At 17.8% G+C, this 19243-nt stretch carries 19 protein-coding genes, 3 tRNA genes and 1 other RNA gene; 7 read left to right on the top strand and 16 right to left on the bottom strand.

Features of this window, described 5'->3' with window-relative positions:
• Window position 1 precedes the first annotated feature (1 nt).
• The 3 genes from lepB to prfB all read right to left on the bottom strand — a co-directional run bounded on the left by lepB (window position 2) and on the right by prfB (window position 3224).
• A complete protein-coding gene (lepB, locus tag SMPSPU_RS00970) occupies window positions 2-1213 on the bottom strand; it encodes a signal peptidase I (protein ID WP_075050676.1) in 1212 nt (403 codons plus the stop codon).
• Window positions 1214-1358: 145 nt separating this feature from the next.
• Window positions 1359-2072 carry a 4-hydroxy-tetrahydrodipicolinate reductase gene (dapB, locus tag SMPSPU_RS00965; RefSeq protein ID WP_041093945.1) on the bottom strand — a complete coding sequence of 238 codons (714 nt, stop codon included), beginning with the start codon at window positions 2070-2072 and terminating at the stop codon, window positions 1359-1361.
• Window positions 2073-2222: 150 nt separating this feature from the next.
• The gene (prfB, locus tag SMPSPU_RS00960; RefSeq protein ID WP_041093943.1) at window positions 2223-3224 is read right to left on the bottom strand and encodes a peptide chain release factor 2; all 1002 of its coding nucleotides are present in this window, start codon (window positions 3222-3224) and stop codon (window positions 2223-2225) included.
• 54 nt (window positions 3225-3278) lie between these two features.
• Here prfB and SMPSPU_RS00955 point away from each other — a divergent pair.
• The 4 genes from SMPSPU_RS00955 (at window position 3279) to SMPSPU_RS00940 (ending at window position 5498) form a co-directional block, all read left to right on the top strand.
• A tRNA-Val gene (locus SMPSPU_RS00955) sits at window positions 3279-3353 on the top strand.
• Between the two features lie 35 nt (window positions 3354-3388).
• Window positions 3389-4288, top strand: coding sequence for a 4-hydroxy-tetrahydrodipicolinate synthase (gene dapA, locus SMPSPU_RS00950; RefSeq protein ID WP_041093941.1), 900 nt, complete (start codon window positions 3389-3391; stop codon window positions 4286-4288).
• Window positions 4272-5159, top strand: coding sequence for an outer membrane protein assembly factor BamD (locus tag SMPSPU_RS00945; RefSeq protein ID WP_041093938.1), 888 nt, complete (start codon window positions 4272-4274; stop codon window positions 5157-5159). The genes dapA and SMPSPU_RS00945 overlap by 17 nt, the downstream gene beginning before the upstream one ends.
• A 6-nt stretch (window positions 5160-5165) precedes the next feature.
• On the top strand, window positions 5166-5498 hold the full coding sequence (locus SMPSPU_RS00940; RefSeq protein WP_041093936.1) for a DNA-directed RNA polymerase subunit omega: 333 nt from the start codon (window positions 5166-5168) through the stop codon (window positions 5496-5498).
• Window positions 5499-5699: 201 nt separating this feature from the next.
• Here SMPSPU_RS00940 and rplI read toward each other — a convergent pair whose 3' ends face one another.
• From rplI to SMPSPU_RS00895, 10 genes are all read right to left on the bottom strand, one after another.
• Complete coding sequence (gene rplI, locus SMPSPU_RS00935; protein WP_075050675.1) at window positions 5700-6140, bottom strand: 50S ribosomal protein L9; 441 nt, start codon at window positions 6138-6140, stop codon at window positions 5700-5702.
• Between the two features lie 24 nt (window positions 6141-6164).
• A complete protein-coding gene (rpsR, locus tag SMPSPU_RS01550) occupies window positions 6165-7442 on the bottom strand; it encodes a 30S ribosomal protein S18 (RefSeq protein WP_080774837.1) in 1278 nt (425 codons plus the stop codon).
• A 37-nt stretch (window positions 7443-7479) separates the two neighbouring features.
• Window positions 7480-7821, bottom strand: coding sequence for a 30S ribosomal protein S6 (rpsF, locus tag SMPSPU_RS00925; RefSeq protein WP_041093934.1), 342 nt, complete (start codon window positions 7819-7821; stop codon window positions 7480-7482).
• A gap of 18 nt (window positions 7822-7839) precedes the next feature.
• Window positions 7840-8235: a transfer-messenger RNA gene (gene ssrA / locus SMPSPU_RS01480) on the bottom strand.
• Window positions 8236-8264: 29 nt separating this feature from the next.
• Complete coding sequence (gene rpmA / locus SMPSPU_RS00920) at window positions 8265-8516, bottom strand: 50S ribosomal protein L27 (protein ID WP_041093932.1); 252 nt, start codon at window positions 8514-8516, stop codon at window positions 8265-8267.
• Between the two features lie 5 nt (window positions 8517-8521).
• Window positions 8522-8839 (bottom strand): 50S ribosomal protein L21, encoded by a 318-nt coding sequence (rplU, locus tag SMPSPU_RS00915; RefSeq protein WP_041093930.1) that lies wholly within the window; start codon window positions 8837-8839, stop codon window positions 8522-8524.
• 25 nt (window positions 8840-8864) lie between these two features.
• A tRNA-Ile gene (locus SMPSPU_RS00910) sits at window positions 8865-8938 on the bottom strand.
• Between the two features lie 12 nt (window positions 8939-8950).
• Window positions 8951-9037 (bottom strand) — tRNA-Ser (locus tag SMPSPU_RS00905).
• 51 nt (window positions 9038-9088) lie between these two features.
• A complete protein-coding gene (gene asnS, locus SMPSPU_RS00900) occupies window positions 9089-10492 on the bottom strand; it encodes an asparagine--tRNA ligase (protein WP_041093928.1) in 1404 nt (467 codons plus the stop codon).
• Window positions 10492-11046, bottom strand: coding sequence for a ribosome-recycling factor (locus SMPSPU_RS00895; protein WP_041093926.1), 555 nt, complete (start codon window positions 11044-11046; stop codon window positions 10492-10494). The genes asnS and SMPSPU_RS00895 overlap by 1 nt, the downstream gene beginning before the upstream one ends.
• Before the next feature lie 292 nt (window positions 11047-11338).
• Between SMPSPU_RS00895 and SMPSPU_RS00890 the strand changes: the two genes are divergently transcribed.
• On the top strand, window positions 11339-13801 hold the full coding sequence (locus tag SMPSPU_RS00890) for a BamA/OMP85 family outer membrane protein (protein WP_075050674.1): 2463 nt from the start codon (window positions 11339-11341) through the stop codon (window positions 13799-13801).
• On the opposite strand, the gene SMPSPU_RS01535 is transcribed toward SMPSPU_RS00890, so the two are convergent.
• The 3 genes from SMPSPU_RS01535 to SMPSPU_RS01490 all read right to left on the bottom strand — a co-directional run bounded on the left by SMPSPU_RS01535 (window position 13779) and on the right by SMPSPU_RS01490 (window position 17202).
• Window positions 13779-13943 carry a hypothetical protein gene (locus SMPSPU_RS01535; protein WP_169756379.1) on the bottom strand — a complete coding sequence of 55 codons (165 nt, stop codon included), beginning with the start codon at window positions 13941-13943 and terminating at the stop codon, window positions 13779-13781. The genes SMPSPU_RS00890 and SMPSPU_RS01535 overlap by 23 nt on opposite strands.
• Window positions 13944-14107: 164 nt before the next feature.
• Window positions 14108-15883, bottom strand: a complete 1776-nt coding sequence (locus tag SMPSPU_RS01495) for a cytochrome c biogenesis protein (protein ID WP_080774836.1) — start codon at window positions 15881-15883, stop codon at window positions 14108-14110.
• The gene (locus SMPSPU_RS01490) at window positions 15880-17202 is read right to left on the bottom strand and encodes a cytochrome c biogenesis protein ResB (protein ID WP_041093924.1); all 1323 of its coding nucleotides are present in this window, start codon (window positions 17200-17202) and stop codon (window positions 15880-15882) included. The genes SMPSPU_RS01495 and SMPSPU_RS01490 overlap by 4 nt, the downstream gene beginning before the upstream one ends.
• A gap of 56 nt (window positions 17203-17258) precedes the next feature.
• Here SMPSPU_RS01490 and trpS point away from each other — a divergent pair, with 56 nt between their 5' ends.
• The gene (gene trpS, locus SMPSPU_RS00875) at window positions 17259-18236 is read left to right on the top strand and encodes a tryptophan--tRNA ligase (RefSeq protein WP_041093922.1); all 978 of its coding nucleotides are present in this window, start codon (window positions 17259-17261) and stop codon (window positions 18234-18236) included.
• Complete coding sequence (locus tag SMPSPU_RS00870; RefSeq protein ID WP_041093920.1) at window positions 18233-19243, top strand: Mrp/NBP35 family ATP-binding protein; 1011 nt, start codon at window positions 18233-18235, stop codon at window positions 19241-19243. Before trpS ends, SMPSPU_RS00870 begins: the two co-directional genes overlap by 4 nt.

Below are 19243 nucleotides of genomic sequence, written 5' to 3'. Positions count from 1 at the left end.
TTTATTTTAAAATAGTAAAGATTCTATTCCAACGTAATTTAAATATTTTTTTTTTATTAAAAATTAAATTTAATATTATAAATAATGGCTTTCCTACTATATAATCATATGGTAAAAAACCCCAATAACGAGAATCTAATGAATTGTTTCTATTATCTCCCAATAAAAAATAATAATTTTTTTTAATTTTATAATTAGATGTTTTTTTATTATTTATAAATATATTACCATCTTTTAATTTTAATGAATTTTTTTCATATTTAACAATTATATCTTTATATAAATTTATATTTTTTTTATTTATAGATATATTATCTCCTATTTTTGGTATATATATAGGACCATAATTATCACGATTCCAGAATTTATCTTCTGGAAAAATATTATATTCTTTTAAATATTTTGGCATAATATTTTTTTTTATATATAAAATATTTTTTTTAAAAAAATTAATTTTATAATCATTAATTTTTATATTATATATATAATCTTTTTTTAAACATAATTTTTTTAAAAAAAATAAAATATTGAATGAATTAAAAATTTTTTGAATTTTATAAAAAAAAACATTTTTGTCATTTGATTTTAAAATTCCATTTATATAAATAAAACCATTTTTAATTTTTAAATTATCTCCTGGTAAACCTATACAACGTTTAATATAATATTTTGTCCTATCAATAGGAATTTCTTTTAAATCATTTGGAAAATTAAATACTAAAATATCATTATATTTAATAGTTTTAAACTTAGGTAATCTAATATAAGGTAATTTTATATAATTTATATAAGATTTTATTCCTAAAAATTTAATTTCATTATTTTCTGATGGAAAAAAAATTTGAGTTATAGGAATTCTTATTCCATAATGGAATTTACTTACAAATAAAAAATCTCCCACTAATAAACTATCTTGCATAGAAGGAGTAGGAATAAAAAAAAATTGAATTATATATATTTTTATAAAAGAAGAAAAAATAAAATAAGAAAATAAAGATGTTTTCTTTTTATTATTAATGTTATTTAACAAAACCTTATTTTTTATATTTAAATATATTAAATAAGCCCCCATTGTTAAAAATAATATTTTTTTATTATGACGTTCTTTATAAAGATTTATTATATCTAAACATAATAAAGGATATATTAAAAAAAAAATTATAGGAAAATATAATAATATAGACCACCATATCGGTCTTTTTAAGATACTCATTAATATAATGACATTATATATTGGAATTATAGCTTCAAAAAGTTTTCTTTTATATTTTATATATATATTATAAGTCGCTAAAAAATATATTATTTTAATAATTATTATTAATAATAATATTTTAAATATTAAAAATTTTATTATTTTATAATTTTAAAACATCTTTCATAGAAAAAATTCCAGTTTTTTTAAATAACCATTCAGCTGCAATTATTGAACCTAATGCGAACCCTTTTCTATTATTAGCATTATGTTTAATTTCTATACTATCAATAGATGAATTATATATTACAGAATGTATTCCTATTATATTATTTATTCTTTTTGAGTCTATATATATGGACTTTTTTTTTTTTTTAAAATTAATTAATCCCCAATTATCACAATATTTTTCTATAATTATATCTTCTGCTAAAAGCAAAGCAGTTCCACTTGGTGTATCTAATTTATTTTTATGATGTATTTCTTTTATACTTACTTTATAATCTAAATTAGATTTAAACATTAATTTTGCTAATAATTTATTTATATAAAAAAGAATATTTACACCTATACTAAAATTAGGAGAATAAAGGAATGATCCATTGTATTTTTTACATTTTTTTTTTATAAAAAAAAAATGTTTATACCAACCTGTAGTTCCACAAACTACAGATATATTATTTTCAATACAAATAATTATATTTGAAACAGCATATTTAGGAGAACTAAATTCTATGACCATTTCTATATCATTTTTTTTTAATTCTTTATAAGTTGGTGTTTTATTAGTAATAAAACTAATTTTATGACCACGTAGTATAGCTTGTTTTTCTATAGATTTTCCCATTTTTCCATATCCTATTAATCCAATATTCATATTTTTATATTAAAAAAAAAATTATTATTTATCCAGTAATATAACTTTATAAATGTTAATATAAAAATAAAAAAGTATTTGCTCTCTCTTCTGTAGAGAAGAATTTTTTATAAAATAATTAAACTATCTGTTTCTCTCTGACTAGAGATACTACTTTTTTGTTTTTAATAAAAGAATTAAATAATTTTTTAAAAAATTATTTATATTTCCATCCATTACTGAATTTATATTTGATGTTTCATATCCAGTTTTTAAATCTTTAACTAATTTATAAGGATGCATAATATAATTCCTTATTTGAGATCCCCATTCTATTTTTTTTAATTTATTTTTTTTTCGTATAATATTTTTATTTTTTTTTTCAATATAATATAAACGAGATTTAAGTAATTTTAAGGCTTTAGTTTTATTATTAATTTGTGATCTTGTTTCAGTATTTTCAATAATTATATTAGTAGGTTTATGATGTAATCTAACTCCAGTTTCAACTTTATTTACATTTTGTCCACCAGATCCTCCTGATCTAAATGTAGACCATTTTATATCTGAATTATTTATTTGAATTTTTATATCATCATTAATTAATGGATATATATATACAGAAGCAAATGATGTATGTCTTTTAGAATCATCAAATGGAGAAATTCTTACTAATCTATGAACTCCATTTTCTCCTTTTAAAAATCCAAAAGGATAAAAACCTTGAACTTCAAAAAGAATATATTTTAAACCTCCAACATCTCCTTGTAAATTATATAATTCTTTTATAGAATAATTATTTTTTTCTGCCCACATAGTATACATTCTATATAACATAGAAACCCAATCACAACTTTCTGTTCCTCCAGCTCCTGGAGTTATTTGTATAATAGCATTTAATTTATATACTTTTTTAGTAAAAAGTATTTTACTTTCAATTTTATAAATTGAATTTTTAATTTTATTTAATTTATTAATTAATTCTATTTTTTTTAGAAATTTTATATTTATTAATAAAATTTTTATATCATATAATAATTTATATATAAAAATATATAAATATTTTACTTTTTTTTTATTTTTTTTTTTATATTTTATATTTTTTATTTTTAATAAAAAATAAAAAAATTTAATTTTTATCCATATTTTTTTTATTTTTTCTTTTGCTATCATTAATTTAATAAATTAAAAATTCATAATAATATTAAATATTATTATATATATATAGGACATTTAGCTCAGTTTGGTAAGAGCGTTATCTTGACAGGGTAAAGGTCATTGGTTCAAATCCAATAATGTCCATTTGTTTCATAAACATATTTATTAATTTAAAATAAATGAAAAAACTTTTGGGTCTTGGTATTGCTTTAATAACTCCTTTTAATAAACAAGGAAAAATAGATTTTACGTCTCTTGAAAATTTAGTTTCTTCTGTAATAGATGGAGGAGTTAAATATTTAGTATTATTAGGAACTACTGGTGAAGCTTGTACATTAAAGTTAAAAGAAAAAATTGATATTATAAATTGTGTAAAAAATGTTAATAATGATAGATTACCTATTGTTTTAGGGATAGGTAGTAATAATACTAAAAAAGTAATATATAATTTAAACAGAATAAATTTAGATCGTATTGATGCAATTTTATCTGTTTGTCCTTATTATAATAAACCTACTCAAAAAGGAATTTATAATCATTTTAAAAAAATATCTGATAATACTGATAAAAATATTATTATTTATAATGTTCCACATAGAACTGGTTGTAATATTAATATAGAAACTATTAATAAATTAATTAAAAAAAAAAATATTATAGGCATAAAAGAAGCTTCAGGAAATTTGATACAATCATATAATTTTATAAAAAAAAAAACTTCAAAAAAATTTATAATTTTATCTGGTGATGATAATTTAGTATTACCTATAATTTTGGGAGGAGGAGATGGAATTATATCTGTTATAGGACAAGCCTTTCCAAAAGAATTTTCTAAAATAATTTTATTAATTAAAAAAAAAAAAATTAATTATGCTTATAAAATATATTATAATATAATTAATATTATATCTTTAATTTTTAAAGAAGGTAATCCTTCTGGAATAAAAACTTTATTAAAATTAAAAGGATTATGTCATGAATATGTTAGATTACCTTTATTTAAAAGTAGCCCAAATTTTGAAAAAAAACTTTTTTTGGAACTTAAAAAAGTTCATTTATTTAATGAATATATTCATTAATTTATTATTTTTTTTTAAATATGAAAAATCATTTATGATTCATAATCATAAAATGATTAATTTAATTCAAATTTTTGATAAAACTCAAATAACAAATAAAAGATTTAAAAAAAATATAAAAAGAGCACTTAATTTTTTTCATAAAGAAAAATATGAAGAAACTTTAAAAGTTTTAAAAGAGGTTTTATCTGAAAAGAAAAATTCGTTAAATAAAGAAAAAACAATTTATAAAAAAATTATATTTTTTAGAGGATTATGTAATTATTTTTTATTAAATTTTGATACAGCTATTTTAGATTTTAAATCTGTTTTTTTTAAATTTGATACTAATTTTCTTTCAGAAGAAAGTCTTTTTTATCTAGGAATGTGTTATTATTTTAAATCTAATGATTTTAATTTTGATCAAAAAAATACTTACAAAGTAATAGATTTGTTTTTAAAATTTAAACAATTATATCCTAATAGTATTAGAATAAAAGAAGTTGATTCTAACCTTTATAAGGCTGTTTTTAAAATAAAACAAAAACACTTAACAATAGCATATTATTATTTTAATAAAAAAAACTATAAATCTTCACTAATAATATTTAAATATTTAATTAAATATTTTCTATATATGCCAGATTCTCAAATATTTTATATATATATGATTATATCACAATATAAAATAGAAGAAAATAATAAAAATTATTCTTTTCAAGAAACAAGAAAATTATATGATAATTATTTATCTTTTTTTAAAAAAAATGATAATAATTTTAAAATTGAAAACAAATTAAAAATTTCAAATAAAATTCTATTTTTATTTAAAAAAATAGAATCATATTTAATTATTGTTGATATTTATTCTAAACTTTATTTAAATAAATAAAAATTTATGATTGATTTAAAATATAAAAACAGTGATTTATCTACTTATAGTATAGATCTAAAAAAAATTGAAAATACAGGAAATAATATATATGATCTAGTTCAGATTCTAGCAAAAAGAGCTTATCAAATAAATTATTTTATGAAAGAATCATTATATAGTAAAATAGGTATTTTTGGACAAGAAAAAGATAAATTTGAAAAAATTATTTTAAATGATTTAAGAATTAAAATTTCTAAAAAATATGAAATTATGACCAAACCTACATCTATTTCTATAATAGAATTTTTAGATTATCTTCTTTCTTTTAAAAAAATTAAAAAAAAACTTAAAAATTAATTTTTTCCTTCTTTAAAGAGAGGACAGTTTTTTGTTATATTCAAATAAAAAAAACTTCAATAAGTTTATTCTCTCATTTATAAAAAAAATTTTTTTCTCCTCTCTCTAAAGAAAGAAAAAATAAAAAGTAAATTTTATTTCTTTTATAAATATAAAAAAAAATTTTTAAAAAAGCAAATACTTTTTTTTTATAATCATTTATTAGTAATAAAATATTTTAAATAAAAATTTGTATTTTATCTTATATGGTAAATTAAAATAACCGTTAAAAATTCCAATTTTATTTATTTTTCTTTTTTCTAAAAAAATTTTTTTTATTTTATTTTTTTTTAAAAAAAAAATTTTTTTTATATTTTTTTTAGTAATTGATCCTAGTAATTTTCCATTTTTTCCTAATTTAAGATAAAAAGTAATTTCTATTTTTTTTTTTTTTTTTAAAAAAAAAAAAATTTTTTTTAGGTTTTTTATTTTATTTTGAATTATTTTTTTTTTAAATTCAATTATTTTTTTTCTAACTGAATTAGTCGCAATTATTACATAACGTTTAGGTAATAAAAAATTACGACCATAACCAGGTTTAACATCTATTTCTTCGAATTTTTTTCCTAAATTGTTATTTTTTTTTAATAAAATTACTTTCATATGATGAATTTATTATTAATAATATTATTTTCTTAATATATCAGTTATATATGGTAATAAACCAATTTGTTTACATCTTTTTACTGCTATTTTTATTTTTCTTTGAAATTTTTTTGAAGTTCCAGTAATCCTTCTAGGAAGAATTTCTGCTCTTTCATTTAAAAATTTAATTAAAAATAATGGATTTTTAAAATCAACATAACCTATATTTGCTTTTTTAAAAAAACAATATTTTTTTTTCTCTTTTAATTTTACTTCAAAAGGAGTTAAAAATCTTAATTCTATTTCTTCAAGATTTTGTTTATATTTTATTTTTTTTTTTTTTTTTAATTTTTTTTTTAAATTAAAAATAATTTTTTTATTTTTTTTTTTATTTAAAATAATATTATTATTTAATAATTTATACTCATCTAATCTAAAATAGATTTTTTTATTTTTTAAAATTTGATTAATTTCATTATTAAAATATTCTAATATTTTATTTTTTATTGGAAAAATTGCTGTTTTAATTTTTTTTATAGAATATTTTTTAGGTTTCGCTACTTCCGTTTCCGGTTTATATTTTGCTACTTTCGTTTCCGGTTTATATTTCGCTACTTCCGTTTCCGGTTTATAATCTTTTTTAGGTTTTGCTACTTCCGTTTCCGGTTTATATTTCGCTACTTCCGTTTCCGGTTTATATTTTGCTACTTTCGTTTCCGGTTTATATTTCGCTACTTCCGTTTCAGGTTTAAGTTTTCTTTTATAAGATCTTTTAGGTTTTGCTACTTCCGTTTCCGGTTTATATTTCGCTACTTCCGTTTCAGGTTTAAGTTTTCTTTTATAAGATCTTTTAGGTTTTGCTACTTCCGTTTCCGGTTTATATTTCGCTACTTCCGTTTCAGGTTTAAGTTTTCTTTTATAAGATCTTTTAGGTTTTGCTACTTCCGTTTCAGTTTTATAATCTTTTTTAGGTTTTGCTACTTCCGTTTCAGGTTTATAATCTTTTTTAGGTTTTGCTACTTCCGTTTCAGGTTTAAGTTTTCTTTTATAAGATCTTTTAGGTTTTGCTACTTCCGTTTCAGTTTTATAATCTTTTTTAGGTTTTGCTACTTCCGTTTCAGGTTTAAGTTTTCTTTTATAAGATCTTTTAGGTTTTACACCTTCAATTGAAGTTTCATTAACGTTTTTTATCTTTTTTTTATAAGATCTTTTAGGTTTTACACCTTCAATTGAAGTTTCATTAACGTTTTTTATCTTTTTTTTATAAGATCTTTTAGGTTTTACTATTTTAGTCTCAGTTTCAATATTATTTTTTTTCATTTTTATTATTTTATTATATTTATATATAATTTTTTTTTTAAAAAAAATCTGCCTGAACCAAATTACTTTTATTTCTTTTTATGTATAAAGAAGCATCTTTATCTATTTTAACAGAAAAAAATCTAATGATTCTTTCATCGCGTCTTATTTTTAATTCTAATTTAGAAATAAATTGAGAATTTACTTTATAATAAAAAACATGATAATATCCATTAATTTTATTTTGTATATAATAAGCTAATTTTTTTAAACCCCAATGTTCTTGAAACAATAATTTTGCTTTTTTTTTAAAAAAAAAATCTATGTATTCATAGACACAATATTTCATCTGTTCTTCAGAAAGAACAGGATTTAAAATAAAAAGAGTTTCATATTTCATATTTAATATTTATTAATTAAGTGGAGCTGACGGGATTCGAACCCGTGTCCAAACAAGTAATATTATAAGCTTTCTACATATTTATCTTATAAAAAAAAAATAATTCTAAGTAAAATAACAAGAAATTTTAACAAAGAAAATAGTTCTATATAAATTTTAGAAAAATTTAGAACCTCAATTTTTCCTATTCTTACTATATTTTATATTTTATTCTTTTGTAAGAAAAAAAAAATAAAATAATATCTTGCTTTCGCAGTTTATGCGAATTTACTCTTTATTAATAAATAATATTAAGCAGCAAGAGCATAATTTGTTTTGTCGGTTTTTTTTTGTAATTAATTTTACGTGATTACATTACAATACACGATATGCTTACTTATATATTAATCTTGATGTCAATTCCAATACAGCCCCTCACTAAATTTAAATTAGTACAATATTTATTATAAAATAGGTATTACTGATATAAAAGATTTTTTTTTTTTTTCAAAAAAAACTTTTCCATAAATTAAAGAATGAATTGAATAATCTTTCCCCATATATACATTTTTTTTAGGATGATGTTTTGTTCCCCGTTGTCTTATAATTATACTTCCAGGTTTAGCAATTTGTCCTCCAAATAATTTAACTCCTAGACGTTTTCCAATAGAATCACGTCCATTTCTAGAACTTCCTACACCTTTTTTATGTGCCATATTTTTTATTTTTTTTCAAAAGAAATAATTTTTATCTGTGTTAAATATTGTCTATGTCCTTTTTTTAATTTATATCCTTTTCTTCTTTTTTTTTTAAAAATAATTAATTTATTAGATCTAAAATGTTTTATTATCCTAGCTTTTATTTTTATATTATTTATAATTGGATTACCAATCATAATTAATTTTTCTTTTTTAAAAAAAAATATATGATTAATATATATATCATTTCCTATTTTTTCTTTTTCTAAAAAAGGAATATAAATAGAACGATTTAAATAAGCTTTATATTGATAACCTAATATTTCAAAATATGCTTCCATTAATTAATAATTAAATTTTTATTTGTGGTCTCAGCTGGATTTGAACCAGCGACTACCTGATTATGAGTCAGGTGCTCTAACCAACTGAGCTATGAGACCATAAATTTATAGCGGAGAGAAAGGGATTCGAACCCTTGAATATTTTTAATATATACATGTTTTCCAAACATGTGCCTTAAACCTCTCAGCAATCTCTCCTTTTTAAAATTAATATAATTATTTTTTTTAAAATAAAAAATATTTTTTTTTTTAAAAAAATGCATTTTTTTGAAATCTAGGAAAAGGTATAATATCTTTAATATTATTTATATTTGTAATAAATTGAATTAATCTTTCAAATCCTAATCCAAATCCACTGTGAGGAACAGATCCAAAACGTCTTATATTTAAATACCACCAAAGAGATTTTATATTTAAATTTAACTCAATCATACGTTTTAATAAAAAATTATATCTTTCTTCTCTTTGAGACCCTCCTATAATTTCACCTATTATAGGAAATATTACATCCATAGCCGCTACAGTTTTATTATCATCATTGATACGCATATAAAAAGGTTTAATTCTTAACGGATAATTATATATAATTATAGGACAATTATTAAAATAATGTTCTGATAAAAATTTTTCATGTTCAGATTGTAAATCTGTTCCCCATTTAACTGGAAAAAAAAATTTTCCATTTTTATTATATTTACTATATTTTAGAATTTTTATAGCATTAGTATAACTTATCCTTTTAAAAGAAGAATTTAATATAGAATATAATCTATTAATATTTTTTTTTTCTAAAAAGAATAAATCATCATAACAATTATTTATCACATATTTAATGACATATTTTAATAAATTTTCTGCTAAAATCATATTATGATTTAATTTATAAAAGGCCATTTCAGGTTCTATCATCCAAAATTCAGATAAATGTCTAAAAGTATTAGATTTTTCTGCACGAAAAGTTGGTCCAAATGTATAAATTTTTCCTAAACCTGAAACGGCTGCTTCTCCTTGTAATTGACCAGATACAGTTAAATATGTAAAATCTCCAAAAAAATCTAAAGTCTTATTTATTTCTCCAAATTCATTTATTGGAATTTGTTTCAACTTAAAATTTGTAACTTTAAACATATCTCCTGCTCCTTCAGTATCATAAGTTGTAATAATAGGAGTATTTATATAAAAAAAATTTTTTTTATAAAAAAATTTGTGTATTGAAAAAGCAATATTATGACGTATTCTCATAATAGAACTAAAAATATTTGTTCTAAATCTTAAATAAGATTGTTCTCTTAATTTTTTTAAACTATGTTTTTTTTTTTGTAAAATAGTCTTTTGTAAATCTTCCATTTTAAAAGATCCCAAAATCTTAATTCTATTTGCATAGATCTCTATATTTTGTTTTTGACCTTTACTTAATACTAAAATTCCTATTATTTCTAAGGAAACTCCTATATTAATTTTTTTTAAAAAAAAAATATTAAAATATTTATTATCAATAATAATTTGTAAATCTTTTAAAGAAGATCCATCATTTATATTTAAAAAATAATTATAACGAAAATGTTTTACCCATCCTTTTACATTTATTTTTTTAAATAAAAAAAAATTATAATTAATTAATATATTATATATATAATTTGAATTTATTATCATTAAATTGTTAATATTTCTTTTTCTTTTTGTTTAAAAATAACATTTATTTTTTCTAAATATTTATCAGTTATATTTTGTATTTCATTTTTTTTTTTTTTTAAAAAATCTTCTTCTAAATAAGAAAATTTTTTTAATTTTTTATTAACTTCATTTCGAAGATTTCTTATTTCAATTTTTTTTTTTTCTAAAAAAAATTTTACCTTTTTTATTAATTTTTTTCTAGTTTCTTCTGTTAATTTAGAAATTTTTAATTTTATCATTTTTCCATCATTTATAATGATGAAACCTCTATCTTCTTTTAATAAAGTTTTATAAATAATATTTAAATATTTTTTTTCCCAAGGTTTTATGAAAACAGTAATTGCATTTACTTTTAATATAGTAGATAGATTATTTATAGGTACTTTCTGCCCATAATATTCTATATTAATAGAATCTAAAAAATTTTCATTTATTCTATCTATTCTAATTTTTAAAATTTTTTTTTTAAATTTTTCCTTTTTATCTTTTACTTCTAATTTAAATTTTTTGATTAAATCAAACGATTCTTTCATTTTTTTTTTAAAAAAATATATTTATATATTAAAATAAAAATTTTTTAATAGTTTGTTTATAATAAAATTTATTTATAAAATAATATATAAAATATATCAAATATTGATAGTCTTAATATTTATATATTGTATATTAAATAATAAAACAGATGAGATAGATAATTAAAGATTATGTAAATAGGTTACAAAATTTAGAAGGGACCTATTTAAGACATTAAATTATTACAAATTTAAAAAAAAATTACTTATATTAAAGTATACAAATATATAAATATAATTTATATTGAACAAAATGAATAATTTTTTATCTATATTAAGATATCTAATAATAGAGCTATTTTTGGAATTAAATTTTCAACCAGCTTATAGTGAGAATAAAATTATGATAAAAGAAAATTTTAATAAAGAAAATTTTCAACCAGCTCATAGTGAGAATAAAATTATGATAAAAGAAAATTTTAATAAAGAAAATTTTTTTAAAATAAAAAAAATTAAAATATATGGAAATAATGAAATATTATCTTTAATAGATTTAAAAGAAGGAGATAAAATTGATATAAAAAAATATAATTTTGATAAAACTATAAATAATTTATTAAAATATGGTAATTTTAAAGATATAAAAATTCATATACATTATCTTAATAATAAAGAAATTATATTAGAGATATCATCTAATGAAATTGATTATTTTAATACTATTGAAGTAATAGGAATTACTGAAAAAGAATCAAAATTAATTTTTGATAAAGATTTTTTAAAAAAAGATTTAAATGATGATTTAATTATTTTTTTTTTAAAAAGAATTAATGAATTTTATGAAAAAAAAGGATATACAAATATCCAATATCAAATGGATTATGAAGAGAATAATAAATTAAAAATTACAGTAAAAAAAGGAAATTTATTTAAAATAAAAGATTTAATAATTGAAGGAAATAATTTTTTTTCAAAAGAGGAAATAAAAAATATAATGATCAATTCTTTTAAAGAACAAATCTTTGTTAAAGACAAATTTAAATTAGATCAAGAAAATTTAATTAATCTTTTTAAAATAAATGGATTTAAAGAAGTAAAAATTCTTTCAGAAAAAATAAAAAAAATTAATAATAATTATTATTTATTAAATCTAAAAATAGATCAAGGTAATCAATACTTTTTAAGAAATTGTTCTTTTAAAGGAAATAAATTTTTTAACGATAACATTTTAAAACAAAAATTTAATTCAATTCAAAATAAAATTTTTAATTTATTAGAAATAAAAAGTTTGGTATTAAATGAATCTAATCCCAATAGTCTAATTTCAGAATATAAAAAAAATGGATATTTCAATCCAAAATTTAGTTTTTCTGAAAAAAAGGTAGATGATAATGTTCTTGATTTAGAGATTTCTATATTAGAAAATGAAAAATTTTATTTTAATAAAATAAATTTAATAGGAAATAAAAAAGTAAAAGATAGTATTCTTTTACAAGAAATTACCTTCTCTCCAGGAGACTTATGGTCTCATAAAAAAATTATAAAATCATTAGAAAATTTAAAGAAATTAGATTTATTTGAAAATGTGGATTGGAATAATGAAACCAATAAAACAAAAAATCAAGTAGATATTAATTTTTTATTTACTGAAAAAAAAAATAGTGAGATAAACTTTAAAATGAATTATAAAGTTCCTGATTTATTTGGACAATTTTTTTTAAAAATAAAGAATTTTTCTTTATTAAATTTTTTAAAATTTAATAAAAGGCCATATGGGGATAATCAAAAAGTTAATTTTTTAATAAATTTAGGAGAAAATTTAAAAGAAATTAATCTATCTTTTATAGATCCCAAATTATTTAATTTTAGTAAATTTAAATTAAATTTATTTTCTTCTAAAGAAAAAAAGAAAAATAATATTGAATCTAATTCAAACCCAAATTTAAATGAAGAAAAAAATTATTATTTGACAAAAAATAAAAATTCAATTAAATTTATAAAAAAATTAAAAAAAATGAATAAACTAGAATTTCATATAAATTATGATTCTAATAAGAAATCTTTTTTTAATAAAAACAATTTGATAACAAAAGTTATTAAAACATCAAAAAATTTAAAATTTAAATTTTTGTTTAATAAAAACACAATTGATAAAAAACAAATTTTCATGAAAACAGGTGAAAATTTTAAATTAAAGTCAATTTTTACCTTACCTTCTTTATTAAGAATTTCTAATTTTAAAAAAAAATTTTTTGAATATTTTCAATTTCAATTGAAAACGATTTTGTATAATCAATTTTTTAATAATTTGATGACTAAAATAGGATATGAATTTGGATTTATCTTGAATAATAATTCAAATAATCTTAATAATTTTTATATGGGAGGAACAAATTTTGAAAAAGATAATTTAAATAAAGAAAATTTTATTCCTTTAAGAGGATATTCTGAACCTAATAAATTTTTGGGAGTTATAACTCCCAAAAATGGAGGAGTGATTTATAATAAATATAAATCAGAATTAAGATATTTAATATTGGATAAAAATTGGTTTAAATTTTGGATTTCTAATTTTTTTGAAGCTGGAAATATATTTGATAATTATAAAAATTTTTCTCTTTTCAATTTAAAACGTTCTATAGGAACTGGACTTAGACTTTTTGTAAATTATATTGGATATTTAGGATGTGATTTATCTTATAGATTGGATAAAACTCTTGATAAGACTACTAAACCAGGATGGAAATTGAATTTTATATTTGATAATAAATTTTAATTATTGGATAAAAATGATTTCTTATAAAGTAAGATAAATTTGTAATTATTATTACTTTAATAATAAAATTAATTTCATATAAAAAATATGGAACTGTATAAGCTATAAGAGTAATAATATATCTTATAAACATTATAAACATATAAATAATTTGTATTATAATATATATTTTTTTATACCAAAAAACATATATAATATAAATAATATAATTAATATTATATTAATAATATATCCATATAATTGCATTTTATCAAAAATAATAGTAAAAAAATTTTTTATATATAAAAAGATATAAGTCATAATTATTTAATTATTAATTTTTTTTTTTTTTATGAAATGATCTAATAAATCATTAAATGATAATATAATTATTATTATAATAATAATAAATAAAATGTAAAAAATATATAAAATATTTACATTTTCTCCTTTAGCATAGGAATGTAATCCTGATAAATAATAATTTACTCCAAAATAAGTCATAACTATAGATAATAGAGATAAAAAACTAAAAAAATTAAAAATATAGATTCCTTTAAATAAAGGAATAAACCTCATATGTAAAATAAAGACATAAACCATTATAGTAATTAATGCCCATGTTTCTTTTGGATCCCAATTCCAATAAGTTCCCCAACTTTCATTTGCCCAAATAGCTCCTAAAAAAGTTCCTATAGTTAGAAAAAAAAGACCTATTATCATAGATAATTCATTAATAATAGTTAATTCAAAAATTATAAATTCTAGTCTTTTTTTTCTTATTTTTTTATTTAAAAATAAAAATATTAAAACTAATAATCCTAAAAAAGAACTAACAATTAAAAAGCCATAACTTGATATGATAATTGCAACGTGGATAATTAACCAATAAGATTTAAGAACAGGTGTTAAATTTGTAATTTCAGGATTAATTAAATTGAAATATGCTATAAATAATAAAATACTTGATGTAATACAAGATACTCCTGGTACAAATAAATTTTTATTTTTTGATAATAATAATCCTGAGAATAAAGTACACCAACTAATAAAAATAATTGATTCATATTCATTACTCCAAGGAGCATGTGAAGACACATACCAACGTATAAATAAACCAAATGTATGATATAAAAAAAATATATATAATAAAATATATAATATATAATTAATAAAATTAATTTTTTTTTTTTTATTAAATATTCTAAAAAAAGAATATAATAATATTATTATACCTAAGTATATGTAACTATACATTAAAAATGTATTAATATTTAATTTATTATATAAAATTTCTAATTTTACTTTCTTATTAGAAGGAATTAAAGAAAGACCATTTTTTTTTTGAAAAGAAATAATATTATCTAATATTTGATTTGGTTTATCCCAATTATTAGTTTTTTTAGAATAAGATAAAGATTCCAAATATTCTTTAAATGGTAAAATATTCTCTAAATTAGATTTTGGATTAATCCAAGGCTCCCAAGCCATATTTTCATTATTAGGAACAGGGAAAATCTTAATATATTTTCCTTTTAAAATATTTGATATCATATTTATGGTCCTAAATAAATCAACTATTTCTTTATCAAAATCATTCCTTTCAAAAGGATTTTTAGAAAAAGCTTCTTTTAATTCTTTTTTAAAAATTAATTCATATTTTTTTTTTTTATCACTATATTTAGTGACATTTTTATAGAAATTAATAAAACAAGTATATCCATCTTCATTAACTTTAAAAAGTTCCAATAATTTTGGTCCTAGTTTTTTATTAACTTTTATAAAAGGATATATAAACCAGTATATATCATTTTTATAAAATGACAATAACCAATTATTGGCATCTATATTTTGAATATGATCTGTTTTAGAAATTTTTCTTAATAATTCTAAGGCTACAGTATTCATTGGTTTAATCCTCCCATTGGAATCTTGAACAAGTATAGTTCCAAATTTTTTAGTATGAGAAGGTTCAAGATAAAATCTTTTTTTATCTAAATTTTTAAAATTAGAATTTCCATAATTAAAATTAATGAAAAAAAAACAAAAAAATATTAAAATAATATGTTTCTTAATATTCAATTTATTTATTGACATAATCATTTAAATTGACTTTTTAATTTACCAAATCGACTGTTCTTACAAAAAGAAATAAAAAACACACTTATTATTAATATAAGATAACCAAAATATGAAATATTATAACCCCAAAAATCATGATTAATATAAAGAATAGTTCCTTTTTCATCTGAATTATATCCAGATTGAAAAAATCTATATCCTTTATAATCAAAAATATTATTCATAGAAATATAAAAATTATTTATTTTATTACCATAAATAATTTGTAATTCACTTTTGAAAAAAGATGGATTTAAAGATCCAGGATATTTTTCTAAAATAAATTTTTTTAATTTTACAAAAAAAGGCAATTCCAATTCTATTGGACCATATGTAATAGATATATTATTTCCTAAAAAATTTATTTTATTTTTAATTAATTTAAAATTTTTTGATATTAAAATATCAAATTTTTTAAACAAATTTTGTTTATAAATAAATCCATTTATATAAGATGGATAATTTGATAAATTATATTTATTATTAATAGGAATTAAATATTTTTTTACTAAAATAGGTTTACTTTTAATAAAAAATTTAAAATTATAGATATTATATATATATGATAATTTCAATTCTGATTTAAGATTTAATGGAGTTTCTATATAAATTTTATTATTTAATTCATAAATATTTATAATACCTTTTACATGTTTATTAAAACTAATATAATATCCTTCTATCTCTTTTAGAGATCCACTTTGTATAAAATGATATTTAGAAATATTATTATTTATAGTAATAATATTAATATATTTTTCACCTAACTTATCATTTATAAAGATTTCTTTTACATTTTTTAAATAATTCTCTAATTTTATTAGAAAAATATTATTTTTAAAATAAAAAAATTTTTCAAAATGATTATGAATATCAGAAATTATATAATTTTGTTTAAAACAAGAACATTTATTATTATCTGACAGATTTATTTGTAAATATTTTTTTTTTGAAAAAAAATGGTTGGATTTATTCCCCTCACGAATTAATAATGTTCCATCAAAACCAAAATATCTTGATATTCCTCCTCCTAAAATAATAAATAAAAATGATATATGAAAAGTTAATATTGGCCATTTTTTTAAATTAAATAATTTATATTTTTTTATATTTCCAATAAAATTTATTACTAATAATAACATTATTATTTCAAACCATTTAGAATAATAAATAATAGCTTGTGCTGTTTCTGTCGAATATTTTTCTTCCAAAAAAGTTGCTATAGCAAGAGCTATTATATATATAATAATAAGTAATAAAAAGAATATTTTTGATAAAAAAAAATTTATAATTTTTTTCATTTATAACAAATTTTATTTTATTTAAATATATATATTTAAATAAAATATAAAAAATAATGTCGAGAATCTTAACAGGAATTAAAAGTACTGGTATTCCACATATAGGAAATGTATTAGGAGTAATGTTACCAATTATTGATATAGTGAATAATTCATTAGAAAAAGTTTTTATTTTAATAGCTGATTTACACTCACTCACAAAAATAAAAAATATTAAAGATATTAAAGATAATACATATAAAATAGCCGCTGCATGGTTAGCTTGTGGATTAAATATAGATAAAGCAATATTATACAAACAATCTGATATTCCTCAAATAACGGAACTTTTTTGGTATTTAAATTGTTTTTTCCCTTATAAAAGATTGAAGTTATCTCATTCATTTAAAAATATTAAGAATTCTAATAAAAATAGAAATATTGGACTTTTTACATATCCCATATTAATGGCAGCAGATATACTTCTTTTTGAAACAAAAATAGTTTTCGTTGGAAAAGATCAATTACAACATATTGAAATAACTAGAAAAATTGCAAAAAAAATTAATAATAAAATTAAAAAAATATTTGTAATACCAGAAGCTAAAATGAAAAAAAATTCAATGTCTATACCAGGGATAGATGGATCTAAAATGAGTAAATCTAAAAAGAATACAATAAATATTTTTTATTCTAAAAAAGAAATAAAAAAACAAATAATGAATATACATACAAATAATAATAAAATATCCTATTATGAGGAATTAAATAATGATATTATATATAATATATATATATTATTAGCTAATAAAGCTGAAATTTTAAATTTTGAAAAAAAAATTCTTTTTGAAAAAGAATTTGGATATGAAAAAGCAAAAATAGAATTATATAAATATATAATATATAGTTTTTCAAATGAAAGAAAAAAATATAAATTTTTTTTAAAAAATAAAAATATAATATATTATATTTTAAATAAAGGAGCTGAAGAAGCTCAAAAAATAGCAAATATTACAATGATAAAAATCAAAAATGCTTTTAATAAAAAAAAATGAATAAAATTAAATATAAAATTTTAAAATTAATAAAAAAAATTGGAATTAAGAATAAAATTGATATTATTATATATAATAATAATAAAATTCTAATTAAAATAGAATTAAATCATATTAATGATAAAAAAAAAATTGAATCAAAAATAAAAAAATGTATATATAAAAATATATATAAAAATATTAAAATTAAAATTATTTCAAATATAAAAGAAAAAAAATATATTAATAATATAAAAAATATTATTGTAATCGCTTCTGGAAAAGGAGGGGTAGGAAAATCAACTATAGCTGCTAATATAGCTTTAACAATATCAAATCTTGGATTTAAAGTAGGATTATTAGATGCTGATCTTTATGGTCCCTCAATACCTTTAATGTTTGATATTGAAAATGAAAAAATATCTATAATAGAGATTGAAAATTGTAAAAAAATACTACCTATTATTAAATATGGCATAAAAATTTTATCTATAGGTTTTTTTTCAGAATTAAATCAAGCTATAGTTTGGCGTGGACCAATGGCAAGTAAAGCTATAAAAGAATTTATAAATGAATCTTTTTGGGATAAATTAGATTTTTTAATAGTAGATTTACCTCCAGGTACTGGAGATATTACTCTCTCTCTAATACAAGAATTAAATATAACGGGCGTTATTTTAGTAAGTACTCCTCAAATAATATCTTTAATAGATGTTAGAAAATCAATAGCTATGTTTAATCTTAAACAGATTAATGTTCCTATAATAGGAATTATAGAAAATATGTCATTTTTTTCTCCTAAAGAATCACCTAATAAAAAATATTATATTTTTGGAGAAGAAGGAGTTAAAAAAATGGCAAAATATTTAAATATTAAATTTTTAGGAGAAATTCCAATAATAGAAAGTATTAGAAAATCTGCTGATTTTGGATGTCCAATTGTATTAAAAAATGAAAAAAAAATATATTATATTTTTCTAAAAATAGCTAAAAAAATAATAAATTTTACATATATAAATAATATATAA

The organism is Candidatus Karelsulcia muelleri PSPU (assembly GCF_000829155.1).
Taxonomy (GTDB): domain Bacteria; phylum Bacteroidota; class Bacteroidia; order Flavobacteriales; family Blattabacteriaceae; genus Karelsulcia; species Karelsulcia muelleri_A.
The sequence above is the reverse complement of the archived record's forward strand: the minus strand, read 5'-3'. Positions and strand labels throughout refer to the sequence as shown.

What these genes read in the sequence shown, in the direction of transcription:
- rplU (WP_041093930.1), bottom strand. Translation starts at nt 8,839, where the DNA reads ATGGAAGCATATTTTGAAATATTAGGTTATCAATATAAAGCTTATTTA.
- SMPSPU_RS00940 (WP_041093936.1), top strand. Translation starts at nt 5,166, where the DNA reads ATGATTGATTTAAAATATAAAAACAGTGATTTATCTACTTATAGTATA.
- SMPSPU_RS00870 (WP_041093920.1), top strand. Translation starts at nt 18,233, where the DNA reads ATGAATAAAATTAAATATAAAATTTTAAAATTAATAAAAAAAATTGGA.
- SMPSPU_RS01495 (WP_080774836.1), bottom strand. Translation starts at nt 15,883, where the DNA reads ATGATTATGTCAATAAATAAATTGAATATTAAGAAACATATTATTTTA.
- lepB (WP_075050676.1), bottom strand. Translation starts at nt 1,213, where the DNA reads ATGAGTATCTTAAAAAGACCGATATGGTGGTCTATATTATTATATTTT.
- rplI (WP_075050675.1), bottom strand. Translation starts at nt 6,140, where the DNA reads ATGAAAGTAATTTTATTAAAAAAAAATAACAATTTAGGAAAAAAATTC.
- SMPSPU_RS00890 (WP_075050674.1), top strand. Translation starts at nt 11,339, where the DNA reads ATGAATAATTTTTTATCTATATTAAGATATCTAATAATAGAGCTATTT.
- SMPSPU_RS00945 (WP_041093938.1), top strand. Translation starts at nt 4,272, where the DNA reads ATGAATATATTCATTAATTTATTATTTTTTTTTAAATATGAAAAATCA.
- rpsF (WP_041093934.1), bottom strand. Translation starts at nt 7,821, where the DNA reads ATGAAATATGAAACTCTTTTTATTTTAAATCCTGTTCTTTCTGAAGAA.
- asnS (WP_041093928.1), bottom strand. Translation starts at nt 10,492, where the DNA reads ATGATAATAAATTCAAATTATATATATAATATATTAATTAATTATAAT.
- SMPSPU_RS00895 (WP_041093926.1), bottom strand. Translation starts at nt 11,046, where the DNA reads ATGAAAGAATCGTTTGATTTAATCAAAAAATTTAAATTAGAAGTAAAA.
- dapB (WP_041093945.1), bottom strand. Translation starts at nt 2,072, where the DNA reads ATGAATATTGGATTAATAGGATATGGAAAAATGGGAAAATCTATAGAA.
- SMPSPU_RS01490 (WP_041093924.1), bottom strand. Translation starts at nt 17,202, where the DNA reads ATGAAAAAAATTATAAATTTTTTTTTATCAAAAATATTCTTTTTATTA.
- prfB (WP_041093943.1), bottom strand. Translation starts at nt 3,224, where the DNA reads ATGATAGCAAAAGAAAAAATAAAAAAAATATGGATAAAAATTAAATTT.
- trpS (WP_041093922.1), top strand. Translation starts at nt 17,259, where the DNA reads ATGTCGAGAATCTTAACAGGAATTAAAAGTACTGGTATTCCACATATA.
- SMPSPU_RS01535 (WP_169756379.1), bottom strand. Translation starts at nt 13,943, where the DNA reads ATGTTTATAATGTTTATAAGATATATTATTACTCTTATAGCTTATACA.
- rpmA (WP_041093932.1), bottom strand. Translation starts at nt 8,516, where the DNA reads ATGGCACATAAAAAAGGTGTAGGAAGTTCTAGAAATGGACGTGATTCT.
- dapA (WP_041093941.1), top strand. Translation starts at nt 3,389, where the DNA reads ATGAAAAAACTTTTGGGTCTTGGTATTGCTTTAATAACTCCTTTTAAT.
- rpsR (WP_080774837.1), bottom strand. Translation starts at nt 7,442, where the DNA reads ATGAAAAAAAATAATATTGAAACTGAGACTAAAATAGTAAAACCTAAA.